The organism is Actinosynnema sp. ALI-1.44, assembly GCF_001984155.1.
In the GTDB taxonomy this organism is placed as follows: domain Bacteria; phylum Actinomycetota; class Actinomycetes; order Mycobacteriales; family Pseudonocardiaceae; genus Kibdelosporangium.
Genome location: NZ_MTQO01000041.1, coordinates 126332 through 138808, shown reverse-complemented (window position 1 = coordinate 138808; position 12477 = coordinate 126332). Strand labels below are relative to the sequence as shown.

13 protein-coding genes are annotated in these 12477 nt (G+C 69.9%); 6 read left to right on the top strand and 7 right to left on the bottom strand.

What is annotated here, in order from left to right:
* Window positions 1–2: 2 nt before the first annotated feature.
* Genes ALI144C_RS53175 through ALI144C_RS15890 form a run of 4 tightly spaced genes read left to right on the top strand, consistent with a single transcriptional unit; the run spans window position 3 to window position 3269 of the window.
* Window positions 3–893, top strand: coding sequence for a branched-chain amino acid ABC transporter permease (locus ALI144C_RS53175; protein WP_083753069.1), 891 nt, complete (start codon window positions 3–5; stop codon window positions 891–893).
* Entirely contained in the window at window positions 890–1840 is a 951-nt protein-coding gene (locus ALI144C_RS53170) for a branched-chain amino acid ABC transporter permease (protein ID WP_083753068.1), read from the top strand. Before ALI144C_RS53175 ends, ALI144C_RS53170 begins: the two co-directional genes overlap by 4 nt.
* A gap of 47 nt (window positions 1841–1887) precedes the next feature.
* Window positions 1888–2568 (top strand): ABC transporter ATP-binding protein, encoded by a 681-nt coding sequence (locus ALI144C_RS15895; protein ID WP_237774170.1) that lies wholly within the window; start codon window positions 1888–1890, stop codon window positions 2566–2568.
* Window positions 2565–3269: an ABC transporter ATP-binding protein gene (locus ALI144C_RS15890; protein ID WP_083753067.1), complete on the top strand. Its 705-nt coding sequence runs from the start codon at window positions 2565–2567 to the stop codon at window positions 3267–3269. Before ALI144C_RS15895 ends, ALI144C_RS15890 begins: the two co-directional genes overlap by 4 nt.
* Here the strand turns inward: ALI144C_RS15890 and ALI144C_RS15885 are convergent.
* The 5 genes from ALI144C_RS15885 to ALI144C_RS15865 form a co-directional block, all read right to left on the bottom strand.
* Window positions 3245–3640 (bottom strand): hypothetical protein, encoded by a 396-nt coding sequence (locus tag ALI144C_RS15885; RefSeq protein ID WP_076987862.1) that lies wholly within the window; start codon window positions 3638–3640, stop codon window positions 3245–3247. The two genes, ALI144C_RS15890 and ALI144C_RS15885, sit on opposite strands and share 25 nt — an antisense overlap.
* Before the next feature lie 305 nt (window positions 3641–3945).
* Window positions 3946–5562 (bottom strand): benzoate-CoA ligase family protein, encoded by a 1617-nt coding sequence (locus tag ALI144C_RS15880; protein WP_083753066.1) that lies wholly within the window; start codon window positions 5560–5562, stop codon window positions 3946–3948.
* Between the two features lie 13 nt (window positions 5563–5575).
* Window positions 5576–6997 (bottom strand): benzoyl-CoA 2,3-epoxidase subunit BoxB, encoded by a 1422-nt coding sequence (gene boxB / locus ALI144C_RS15875; protein WP_076987861.1) that lies wholly within the window; start codon window positions 6995–6997, stop codon window positions 5576–5578.
* A gap of 6 nt (window positions 6998–7003) precedes the next feature.
* On the bottom strand, window positions 7004–8644 hold the full coding sequence (gene boxC / locus ALI144C_RS15870) for a 2,3-epoxybenzoyl-CoA dihydrolase (protein ID WP_076987860.1): 1641 nt from the start codon (window positions 8642–8644) through the stop codon (window positions 7004–7006).
* A 45-nt stretch (window positions 8645–8689) separates the two neighbouring features.
* Window positions 8690–9208, bottom strand: coding sequence for a YceI family protein (locus ALI144C_RS15865; protein WP_076987859.1), 519 nt, complete (start codon window positions 9206–9208; stop codon window positions 8690–8692).
* Between ALI144C_RS15865 and ALI144C_RS15860 the strand changes: the two genes are divergently transcribed.
* Entirely contained in the window at window positions 9207–10421 is a 1215-nt protein-coding gene (locus tag ALI144C_RS15860) for a sensor histidine kinase (RefSeq protein WP_237774156.1), read from the top strand. The genes ALI144C_RS15865 and ALI144C_RS15860 overlap by 2 nt on opposite strands.
* Complete coding sequence (locus tag ALI144C_RS15855; protein WP_076987990.1) at window positions 10418–11074, top strand: response regulator transcription factor; 657 nt, start codon at window positions 10418–10420, stop codon at window positions 11072–11074. Before ALI144C_RS15860 ends, ALI144C_RS15855 begins: the two co-directional genes overlap by 4 nt.
* Here ALI144C_RS15855 and ALI144C_RS15850 read toward each other — a convergent pair.
* Window positions 11071–11277, bottom strand: a complete 207-nt coding sequence (locus tag ALI144C_RS15850; RefSeq protein WP_143230672.1) for a hypothetical protein — start codon at window positions 11275–11277, stop codon at window positions 11071–11073. The genes ALI144C_RS15855 and ALI144C_RS15850 overlap by 4 nt on opposite strands.
* Window positions 11268–12389, bottom strand: a complete 1122-nt coding sequence (locus ALI144C_RS15845) for a hypothetical protein (RefSeq protein WP_076987857.1) — start codon at window positions 12387–12389, stop codon at window positions 11268–11270. The genes ALI144C_RS15850 and ALI144C_RS15845 overlap by 10 nt, the downstream gene beginning before the upstream one ends.
* Between the last annotated feature and the right edge of the window lie 88 nt (window positions 12390–12477).

Sequence of the window (12477 nt, the reverse complement as noted above, 5' to 3'; positions counted from 1 at the left end):
CCATGGGTGCCTGGCTGGATGCCAACCTCGTCGGCGTCGTCAACGGGTTCGCCATCGGGTTCCTGCTGTTCATCGTGGCGGTGGGGCTCTCGCTCGTGTTCGGCATGATGGACGTGCTCAACCTGGCGCACGGCGCGATCTTCCTGCTCGGCGCGTACGTCGGCGCAGCGCTGGCGGGTGGCAACCCGTCGTGGGGCGGGTTCCTCGGCGCGCTGGGGCTTTCCGCGCTGCTCGGCCTGGCAGGCGGCGGGGCGCTGTCGGCGATGACCGAGCCGTTGCGCAAGCGTTCGCACCTCGACCAGGCGCTGCTGACGCTCGGCGTCACGCTGGTGGTGGCCGAGACGCTGGTGATGGTCTACGGCGACGACCCGCTGGCGGTCGGCGCGCCACCGGGCCTGGACGGGTCGGTCCCGGTGCTGGGCGCCTTCTACCCCACGTACCGCCTGGTGCTGATCGGGATCGGTGCTGTGCTGGCCGTTCTGGTCTACCTGGTGGTCGAGCGAACCACGTTGGGCGCGCTGGTGCGTGCCACGGTCGCGGACCGCGACATGGTGGCCGCGCTCGGCGTGGACAACCGGCTGATCCGTGTCGGGGTTTTCGCGTTCGGCTCGATGCTGGCCGCGGTCGCGGGTGTGCTGGGCGGGCCGATCTACGGCGCGCGGCCGGGGCTGGACTCGACCGTGCTGATCCTCGCGCTTGTCGTCGTGGTGATCGGCGGGCTCGGCTCGGTGCGTGGCGCGTTGCTCGGCGCGTTGGTCATCGGTCAGGTCGATTCGCTGGGGCGAACGCTGTTCCCGGATGTCGCGTCGTTCGTCCTGTTCGGCGCGTTGGCGTTGGTGCTGGTTGTGCGGCCGCGGGGACTGTTCGGCGGCAAACTGGGGGTCCGGTCATGACACCGGCGGCGCCTCAGCCCCAGCGTTGGGCGAAGCCGGGTGTTGTCGCCGTGGTCCTGGTCGTGCTGGCGTCGGCGCCGTTGTTCCTCGCGCCGTTCGCCACGAGCACGGTCAGCCGGATCCTGGTGTTCGGGCTGCTCGCGGTGAGCCTGGACCTGCTGGTCGGGATCTCCGGCCTGCCGTCGCTCGGGCACGCCGCGTACTTCGGGGTCGGCGCGTACGCCGCGGGCTGGGTGTCGATCAACGTCACCAGTGCGATCCCGGTCCCGTTGCTGGTCGGTGCGGTCGCCGGTGCGCTCGGGGCGGCGCTCACCGGCTGGATCACCGTCCGCGCCCATGGGGTGTTCTTCCTGATGCTCACGCTCGCGATCGGCGAGTTGCTGCACCAGCTCGCGCACACCTGGGAGCCGGTGACCGGGGGCGCCAACGGCATGGCGGGCATCCCGCCTGCCCGCGTCGGTGATCAGCCGCTGGTGGTGTCGGGTTATGTCCACTGGTACGTCCTGGCGGCGTTCGCCGTGGGGGTCGCGGTCGTCCTTGTGGTCAGCCGTTCGCCGTTCGGGTTGGCGCTGCGCGGTATCCGGGACAACGAGCCCCGGATGCGCGCGCTGGGGTATCCGACGCGGGTCTACAAGTACGCGGTGTTCGTGTTCGCCGGGTCGATCGCCGGAATGGCCGGTGCTTTGCTTGCCGCGCAACAACGTCTCGTCACACCGGCGGACGTCGGGTTCGCGACGGCAGCGCTGGCGTTGCTGGCCGTGGTGATCGGCGGGGTGGGGACGCTGTGGGGGCCGGTGATCGGCGCGGCGCTCGTGATCCTGATCAGGGACGCGATCGGCCCGGGTCTCGACGGGCACGGCACGCTGGTGCTGGGCCTGGTGTTCATCGCGGTGGTGTACGTGCTGCCGCGCGGGTTCGGTGGACTGGTCTCCAGGCGGCACCGATGACCTTGACCTGCCATGGTTTGCGCCGCCGGTTCGGGGCCTTGACAGCCGTGGACGACGTGTCGCTGTCGGTCACGGCAGGTGCCCGGCACGCGCTGATCGGCCCGAACGGCGCGGGCAAGAGCACGTTGTTCAAGCTGATCACCGGTCTGCTCCGCAGTGACAGCGGCCGGGTCTCGTTGGCGGGTCAGGACGTGACGACGGCATCCGAGGTGCGCCGCTGCCGTCTCGGCATCAGCCAGGCCATGCAGCACGCCAGCCTGTTCCCCACCTTGTCGGCGGCGGAGAACGTCACGCTCGCGGTGCGCAGGCACGAGGGCCGGATCTCGTGGATGCCCCGCAGGCAGCCGTCGATCCACGCCCGCACCGACGAGGTGCTCGACCAGGTCGGGCTCGCCGACCGCGGCCGGGTCCAGGTCGGCGCGTTGTCCCACGGTGAACGCAAGCAGCTCGAGGTCGCGCTCGCCCTGGCCTGCCGTCCGAAGCTGCTGCTGCTCGACGAACCCGCGGCCGGGATGTCCGCGGCCGAACGCGCCGGGTTGGTCGCCCTGATCGCCGGGCTGCCCGCTGAGATCACGGTGTTGTTCGTCGAACACGACCTCGACGTGGTGTTCGAGCTCGCCGACACGGTCACGGTGCTCAACCTCGGCCGAGTGCTGCTGTCCGGCGATCCGGCGGCGGTACGGGCCAGCGACGAAGTGCGCCAGGCGTATCTGGGCGGCGCCCGATGAGCCCGCTGCTCGACGTCCGCCGGTTGCGCTCGGGTTATGCGGGCAGCACAGTGCTCGACGGCGTCGACCTGACCCTGACCGCGGGCACCACCCTCGGCCTGCTCGGCCGCAACGGCGTCGGGAAGTCCACCCTGGTCATGACCCTGATGGGCCTGGTGCCGACCACGTCCGGGACGGTGACGCTGGACGGCGCACCGCTGCCCACTCGTCCACATAGGATCGCACGGGCGGGTGTCGCCCTTGTCCCCCAAGGGCGCCGCATCTGGCCGCCGCTGACTGTCGGAGAACACCTGAAACTCGCCGCCCGGCACGCCCGCACGGGCAGCTGGACGAGGGACGCCGTGCTCGACCTGCTGCCCCGGCTCGCCGAACGCCTCCGGCAGCCCGCCGGGTCGCTGTCCGGCGGCGAACAGCAGATGCTGGCGATCGCCCGGGCCCTGCTGACCAACCCGAGGCTGGTGCTGCTCGACGAACCGTCCGACGGCCTCGCCCCCGCGATCATCGAGGCCATTGTGGAGGTCATCGGCCGGATGCGCGCGGAAGGCGTTGCCGTGCTGCTGGTCGAGCAGGATCTGCACCTGGCCCTCGCCGTGTGCGACGAGATCGCGGTGATGGACCGCGGCGTCGTCGTGCACCGCACCGACACCGAGTCGTTCCGGTCGGACCCGGAAACCGCTCACCGGCTGCTGGGCGTCTCGTGACCCTCGGGAACATCGGTGATCCGCATGCCTTCGCGATGCTTCATCTCCACCTGCTTGCCAGGCGGGACAACGTCTTCCGGCGGGGTGTACGGAACGGTCTCGCCGGTGATCATGTGCAGCAGGCCGCTGCTGTGCCGCACTTGAGCCCAGTCCCAGCCCGGCGGGAGGGCGAAGAGGAGCCGGTCCCGGATCGCCTGCTCCCACGGGACGTCCGACGGGTCACGCCCGGATTTGAAGTGCACCACATAGGAATCCGGCGGGTCGATGACCAGGCGCATCGTGTCCCACCCGTCCTCCATCAGGCCGAGGAGCTCTCTCAGCAACGGGTCGATCTCGGGGTCGGGAGCGCCCGACAGCCACTGGCCTGACATGTTCGGGACCCAGGATGGTCAGCCGGTGCGCGTACCCCACCTGGACGTTCAGATCCGCCCGCAGCCAGCCTGGGGGGCAGTCGGCCAGCACCAGCGCGCCGATCCGCCGGATCACCTCGTCCTCGCGTTCCCTGCTCACCGGCCTGACCTTGGGGGACGGGCCGCGCCTCCGTCCCCCGAGTGCCCGGACGTGTGCGCGGGACGCACCCCCAGCGGCGTCCCGCCTGCCGCAGAGCCTGGCCCACCGGCCTTGCTGAATTCTTGCGATTCCCCGCAAGGCCTACAGGCCGGGGAAAACCTGCGCGTCAACCAGCATGGACGGTCGCGGTCGTCAACGTCCCGGCCACGTACTCGCGCAACACGTTCCTGCGCACTTTCCCGGTCGTGGTCTTCGGCAGCTCCGCGACGGCCACCACGGCCCGCGGCCGCTTGAACGCCGCCAGCCCTTCCCGGCACCAGGCGATCAGCTCGTCCGCGTCCACAACCGCCCCGGCCACGGCGACCACGCACGCGACCGGCTTGGCCAGGCCGTCGGCGTCGGGCGCGGCCACCACCGCCACCTCGGCGACGCTCGGGTGCCCCAGCAGCCGCTCCTCCACCTCGGCCGGGGAGACCCAGATCCCGCCCGCTTTGAGCATGTCGTCCGAGCGTCCCAGGCAGCTGTAGGTGCCGTCCTCGTTGCGCGTGTACGTGTCACCGGTGCGCAGCCACTCACCTTGGAAGACCTCGCGGGTGGCCTCCGCGCGGCACCAGTACCCGGTCGCCACCGAGGAGCCGCGCAGGTACAGGTCCCCGGGCCGACCGGCTTCGGTGACCACGGCACCCTGCTCGTCACGCAGCTCCACGTCGTACCCGGGGACCGGGACACCCGACGAGCCCGGCCGCACGGCACCCGGGCGGTTGGACAGGAAGATGTGCAGTGCCTCGGTCGACCCGATGCCGTCGAGCACCTCGAGGCCGAACCGGTCACGGATCCGTTGGTACAACGACGGCGGCAGCGCCTCACCGGCCGAGATGCCTTGCCGTACCCCGGCGAAGGCGTCGTCGGGGATGTCGCTGTGCAGCAGCGCCGAGTAGAACGTGGGCACCGCGTAGAACAACGTCGGCTGCTCGGACTTCAGGCGCTGCGCGACCAGGTGCGGTGTCGGCCTGGTCCGTTCGAGGACCGTGCTGGCACCGGCCGCGAACGGGAAGAAGCACGAATTGCCGATCCCGTAGGCGAAGAACAACTTGGCCACCGACAGGCAGCGGTCGTCGGGGCGGATGTCCAGCACGCCTTTGCCGTACGCCTCGGCGACCATCCGGATGCTGGCGTGGCGGTGCATGGCGGCTTTCGGTATCCCGGTGGTCCCGGAGGTGTAGAGCCACAGCGCGGGCGAGTCCTGCCACGTCTCGTACGGCCGTCCGGGCAACTCGCCGTCGAGTTCGAGCCACTGCTGGACGCGCACGCCACGGCGGGTTCTCAGCGGTGCCTCGCCGTCGAGCAGGACATCGGTCACCTCGGGCGCGGCGGCCAGCGCCGCCTGGGCGACCCCGGCGAACTCCGTCGACACCGACAGCACCCGTGCCCGCGAGTCGGCCAGGACCTTGCCCAGCTCGCCACCGGTGAACATGGTCGAGACCGGGACCGGGACGGCACCGATGTACATCGCCCCGAGGATGCCCGCCAGCAGCTGGATGTCGTCGGCCATGCAGAACACGACCCGTTCCTCCGGCCGGACGCCGACCGCGCGGAACACGCCCGCGGCGGCCCGCACCTCCTCGGCGAGTTCGCGGTAGGTCAGCGCCCCGGATCCGGCGACGACCGCGAGGCGCTCGCCGCGCCCGGCTTTGACGTGCCGGTCCACCAGGTACTCGGCAGCGTTGAACAGGACAGGATTGGACGGCACGCTGCTCGACTCCACCGGTGGCACAGCAGTCATGATCGCCCGTTCCTCAGTGGAAGTACACGTATTCGTAGTCGAACGGCTTGCCGTTGATCCCGTTCGTCGGCGGCGCCACCCAGCTGGCGATCTTGCCCGGCTCGTACACCGGGTGCATCAGCGACCGGACGAAGGCCAGGTCCTCGCTGGTCGGCAGCCAGTTCTTGACCGCGTCGTGCCAGGTGTCCGCGTCGACGATCGAGCCGTCCGGCGTGATGTGGAAACCGGCGTGCACCCCGACGTGCCGGTTGAAACCGACGTGCGGCAGGGCGAACCGGTGGTCGATCCCGGCATCGGCGAGGATCTTGTTCCACCGTTTGATGCCGCTCTGGCAGTCGGAGATGTACTCGCCGCGCAGGTCCAGGTTCAACGCCAGCAGCGCGGACAGTTCGTCGTTGCGCCACGTGCCGTCGGTGTTCGGGCGTCGCAGCGGGATGCCGTGCTCGGTCAGCTGGTGGTCGTCCTTGCGGCGCCCTTCCATCCAGCGGCCCTTGAGGCCCGCGGTGAAGTAGTTCGCCGCGTTGGTGGACGTCTCGCTGCCGAACAGGTCCAGCGACACCGTGTAGTGGAAGTTGACGTACTTCTGGATGATGTCCAGCGGGATGCCGCCGTGCCTGGCGATGTCCAGCGTGTCGTGCTCGCGGATGAGCTGGGCGCTGCGGGCCACCACGCGGTCGACGCCGGTGGTGCCGACGAACATGTGGTGCGCCTCTTCCTTGAGCATGAACTCGCACGTGCGCGACAACGGGTCGAACGCGCTCTCCTTCAGGGTGCCGAGCTGGTACTTGCCGTCCCGGTCGGTGAAGTACGTGAACATGTAGAACGCCAGCCAGTCCGCGGTCTCCTCGTTGAACGCACCGAGGATACGCGGCGAGTCGGGGCTGCCGGAGTTGCGCACGAGCAGCGCCTCCGCCTCCTCGCGGCCCTCCCTGCCGAAGTACGCGTGCAGCAGGTAGACCATCGCCCACAGGTGCCTGCCTTCCTCCACGTTGACCTGGAAGAGGTTGCGCAGGTCGTACAGGCTCGGCGCGGTCAGGCCGAGCAGCTTCTGCTGTTCCACCGATGCGGGTTCGGTGTCGCCCTGGATCACGATCAGCCGCTGCAGGTCGGCCCGGTACTCGCCGGGGACCTGCTGCCACACCGGCTGTCCTTTGTGCTCGCCGAACGCGATCCTGCGGTCGGGCTTCGGCTCGGCCAGGAAGATGCCCCACCGGTAGTCGGGGACGTTGACGTGGTCGAAGTGCGCCCAGCCGTCGCGGCCGACCGACACCGCCGTGCGCAGGTAGACGCCGTGCGTCTCCAGCGCCGGGCCCATCTCGCCCCACCAGTTCATGAACTTCGGCTGCCAGCCCTCCAGCGCGCGCTGCAGCCTGCGGTCCGACGACAGGTCGACGTTGTTGGGGATCTTGTCCTCGTAGTTGATCGAGGTCGTCATCGCTGATCAAACCCGCTTCCTGTCGAAGACCGCCTTCTGGCCTGTGCCGTAACGGCGTAGCGCGCCTTCGTCGCCCGACGCGTTCGGCCGGGTGAAGATCCAGTTCTGCCACGCCGAGAGCCGGCCGAAGATCCTGGTCTCGGTGGTTTCCGGCCCGGCGAACCGCAGATTGGCCTCCAGGCCCGTGCACGCGTCCGGGGACAGCGCGGCGCGGCCCTCGATGGCGATGCGGATCTCGTCGAACCAGTCGATGTCGTCGGGGATGTCGGTGACCAGGCCGAGTTCGTCCGCCTCGGCCGGGCTGAGCGGCCGCCCGGCTTCCTTGCGCAGCCGCTCGACGTGGCCGGGGTGCCCGTAGAAGCGGGATTCCAGCCGGGAGATCCCGTTGCCCATCGGGAACAGGCCGAAGTTCGCCTCGGTCAGCGTGATCGACGCGCGGTCGGTACTGTCCTCGTCTTCGATCGGGGGACCGTCCACCATGTACTGGCGATCAGCCGCGAAAGCCAGTTCGGCCAGCATCCCCACGCAGCAACTGCTCGGCTCGACCAACGCGATCAGGCTGCGGCTGGTCACGTCGAGCCGTTTGAGGACGCGCTTGTGGTAGCGCAGGATCTCGTCGGCCAGCCAGTGGTCCTGGTTGTCGGCCAGCAGCTTCTCGTAGCCGCGCAGCAGTTCGGCGTCGCCTTCGGTTTTCAGGATCCACGTGCCGAGCGTGGGCTCGTTGGTGCGCAGCCGCAGGATCAGGTCGTCCAGTTCACGGGTCACCGCCAGTGGCCAGAAGGTCGCGTCGAGCCCGGACACCGCGGACGGCGCTGGTGCCCGCGGTGCCCGCACAGTGATCGTCACAGCGGACGTGGCCCGATCGTAGCCCGCTGTGACGTGCTCGTAGTGGATCCCGTCGGCGGTGACCTCGCGGTTCAGCGGGGTCAGCTCGACGCCTTCCGCGTCGCGCGGCCTGGTGGAGCGGGCCGCCAGTTCGGCCGCACGGGCGCGGGTGGCCTGCTCGACCTGGCGTGGTTGAGCCAGTTCGTCGACCAGCCGCCATCGCAGCGCGGTCTTGCCCTTCACGCCGTCCGGCCGGGTCGCGAAGACGTCAGCCAGGTCCTTGCGGACTCGCCGTTTGTCGACGACCCTGGTCAGACCGCCGGTGCCGGGCAGCACGCCGAGCAGCGGCACCTCCGGCAACGACACCGCCGACGAGTTGTCGTCGACGAGCAGGATGTGCTCGCAGGCCAGCGCGAGTTCGTATCCGCCGCCCGCGCAGGAGCCGTTGACCGCGGCCAGGTAGGTCTGGCCGGCGGTGTCCTCCATGGCGTTGCGGGTCTCGTTGGTGAACTTGCAGAAGTTGACCTTCCACTCGTGCGCGGACGCGGCCAGCATCCGGATGTTCGCGCCCGCGCAGAACACCTTGTCCTTGCCGCTGGTGAGCACGACTGTGCGGACTTCGGGGTGTTCGAACCGCAGTCGTTGCGTGGCGTCGTAGAGCTCGATGTCCACGCCGAGGTCGTAGGAGTTCAGTTTCAGCTCGTAGCCGGGGACGATGCCGCCGGTCTCGTCGACGTCGAGTACCAGCCAGGCGATCTCCCCTTCGGTCCGCGTCGCCCAGTGCCGGTAGGTGCTGGGGTGTGCGTCGAAGGACACGTCCATGAGGCCTCCTCGGCTCCGACCGTACCGCATCATTGTCTACATTACTTAAAATGAACGTCGATATTGTGTAGACAGATTGGCCACGACGTCGAGCGTGAACGCGAGCCGCCGACCGGTCATCCCCTTCATCTTGGTGATACCGAACTCGTACCGGTCGACCACGCAGTCCGCGGTGGCGCGCAGGCCGTCCCGCACATCGGTGACCCGCAGGTCGACCGGCCTCGTCCGCCCGCGCACCAGCAACTGCCCGCGCACCACCCAGTCACCGTCCACGCGCTCGACGCCGGTGGACGAGAACACGATGTCGGGGTGGTTCACCACATCGAGGTACTGCTGACGCACGGTCGCGTCCCGCATCGCGTTACGCGTGTCGACGCTGTCTGCCGCGATCGTCGCCCGTGCCACCGACTCCTCGACCCGGTCGGCGACGTGGATGTGCCCGTCACGCACCTGGAAGGTGCCGCGCACACGGCCGAGTCCGAACATGTGCCGCGTGGTGAACTCGACCCTGGTCCGGTCGACGTCGATGCGGTAGTCCCCGGCGGTCAAGGTGCTCTGTGTCATGCCCGGATCGTGTCGGCCACCACCGGTGCGGCGCATCGACCACGAGGCGGTGCCGATGTCGACTTTGGTCGCTGTGCCCCGGCCGGGACAGCGTCCTAAGGTCTGCGACGTGGAGATCTGCGGGCGGCACGTCGCCGTCGTCACCGGCCTGGTCGGGCTGTGTGTGGTGGCGACCGGGTACGGCGAGCACGCGTCGGGCTCGCTGATCCCCCTCGATGTCGTGGTCGGGCTGGCGGCCTGTGCCCTGACTCCGTTGCTGTTCCGCTGGCCGGTGGCCGCGGCGCTGGTGCTCGCCGTGCTCGCGGCCGTCTCACCGACGGCGACACCTCCGTCCACCGTCGGCACGTTGCACGTCGCACGCCAGCGGCCGTTCGGCGTCGCCGCGTGGGTCGCGGCAGCCGGTATCGAGGCACACCTGGCCCGGTTCGCCTGGCATCCCATACCGGGGTTGTCGTTCTGGTGGTGGCTGGTGCTGGTCGTGATCGGGCACCTCGGGCTGCTCGGCTGGGGCGCGTGGGCCGAGGCACGCCGCCAGGTCGTCACCTCGCTGCGCGACCGGGCCGAGCGCGCCGAAGCCGAGCAGGGCAGGCGGATCCTCGAGGCGCGGGCGGCCGAACGGACCCTGATCGCACGGGAGATGCACGACGTCCTCGCCCACCGGCTGTCCCTGCTGGCCACCTACGCGGGCGCGCTGGAGTACCGGCCCGACCTGGCCCCGGCGAAGGTGTCCGAGGCGGCGGGCGTCATCCGGTCGGGCGTCCACCAGGCACTGGACGAACTGCGGGACGTCATCAGCCTGCTGCGCGACTCGAACGCCACCGACCAGCAACGTCCCGTGCCCGCGTTGGACGACCTGCCGTCCCTGGTCGAGGAATCCCGCGCGGTCGGCACACCCGTGTCGGTGCACGGGGCAGTGGACGGGGTCCCCGGCAACACCAGTCGCACGGCCTACCGCGTGCTGCAGGAAGCGTTGACCAACGCGCGCAAACACGCGCCGGGGCAACCTGTGAAGATCGATGTCGGCGGAACCCCGGGACAGGATCTGACCATCGAAGTGACCAACGCGCTGGGCACGGCCCCGACCGCGATCCCCGGCACCGGCACCGGACTGGTCGGGCTGACCGAACGCGTCCGGCTGGCGGGTGGGCGGCTCGACCACCACATGACAGCGCGGGAATTCCGGCTGCGCGCGTCCTTGCCGTGGCCGTCATGACCGCCGACATGACCAAGGTGCTGATCGTCGACGACGACGCGCTCGTCCGCGCCGGGCTCACCATGATGCTCGACGGCGCCAACGGCATCTGGGTCGTCTCCGAAGCCGCGGACGGTGCCGAGGTCCCCGGCGTGCTCGACGCACACGCCGTGGACGTCGTGCTGATGGACATCCGGATGCCGAAGGTCAACGGAATCGCTGCCACCCAGCGGGTCCGCGCCAGGGCGAACCCGCCGGAAGTGATCGTGCTGACCACGTTCGACACCGACGACAACGTCCTCAAGGCGCTGCGGGTGGGGGCGAGCGGTTTCCTGCTCAAGGACGCCCCGCCGCCACGCATCGTCGAGGCGGTGCTGCGCGTGGCGGCGGGCGACCCGATCCTGTCGCCGCACATCACCCGCCGCCTGATGGAGCAGGTCGTCACGTCCGCCGACGCGTACACCACCGCACGCACGGCACTGTCCGCCCTCAGCCCCCGCGAACACGAGGTCGCCGTGGCCATCGGCCATGGCAAGACGAACGCGGAGATCGGCGCGGACCTGTACCTGAGCGTGGCCACCGTGAAAGCGCACATCACCCGCATCCTGACCAAGCTGTCGCTGGGCAACCGGACCCAGATCGCCCTGCTCACCCACGACGCCGGTCTCTGCTAGCAGCGCGGCCCGACGAAGGTGGTGTACGCGAACAGCGCCAGTGCCGCGGGGACCGTGACGCCGGGATGGGTCCACGCGGCCCAGCCCACCCCGGCAGCGGCCGCCGCCGCGTACGAGTGGCGCCGCAAGAGCCGGGTCAGGTAGTCGCGCACCGGCTGCGGCAGGCTCTCGGGCACGTTCTTGTCACAGCTGGCTAGATGCATTGTTTTCCTTCTGTCTGAGTACTTTCGACGGCCGCCATGTCCGAGTTGTCCTCAGGCGGCCGCAGCCCCGAAGCGATGGCGGCGAGCTCCCGGTCCGACTGCACCGGTCCGCCGCGCAGGATCTCGCGCACGCTCGCCTCCGGGAGACCGGTGCGTGCGGCGATCTGTTTCTTGGTCATCCCGAGTTTGCGCAGCAGCAGGAAGAGCTGGGTGATGTCGCTGCGGACCCAGGCCGTGCGCACGACCTCGCTGTCCCGGTTCGGCGGCTCCGCGCCGCTGTCGATCCGCAGTTCCGCCCACGCCCACTCCGGCTGCGCGGGCGGGTCCGCGCTCCCGGGCACCGCCACCAACCGCACCATCCGCCGCACGCCATGGCATTCGCCTCCGTCGACGATCACGCCGGGGATCCGGCAGTCCGACTGGGTCAGCACCGCGGCGATCACCTCGGCGCGCGGACCACCGAGCCACCCGATCTCCACGTCCCGCGCCGACACCTTCGACTCGATCCGCTCCGCCCCTTCGAACAGCGCGAACCTGCGTAAGACCGCGCTCATGACATCCACCGGCCGGATGCCCCGCGCCCGAAGCGCGGACTTCTCGCGCTCGTCCATCTCGTCGCGGCTGTCGTGCCACAACGGAACAACTCGGGTATCCCGATGACAGATCGCATCGCGCCACCTGGTCCTGGAAACCCCGTACACCCGGACGGACGCGGTGCCGCCCAGCATGTGCAGATCGACGAACTCCCGGTCCTGACGCGGACGCAGGCCCGGGATGCCCCGCAGCTCGCCGTCCCGCAGGACCGGCAACGACACGTTGAGGAAGCTGTCGACGGCAGCACTGTCGATCTCCATCCGGAGGCCGTCGGGCATCGGGTGGACCCGTCTGACGACGTGTTTCGCCCTGCCGTTGCGCGCACCGGTCAGCGTGGTGACCGCGAGCAGGATCTCCGCTTCGAGTTCGCGCTGGTCCGCGCTGGTCGCCGAGGGGATCAGCAGCCCGCCCGACGCCGCGAGCGCGCCGGGCTGCCGGGGCACCGTCCGCTGGTTCTCGCCGGTGCACCGGCAGCGCCGGTCGATGCGGCCCCATCCTGCGATCCGCTGGGTGGTCAACGTGGATCCTCCGCAAGCGCTTCCCGGTCAGCGCCGCCGAGACGTCGACCCGTGTCGAACTGCCGCGCGTTAGACAGAGTTACGGAAC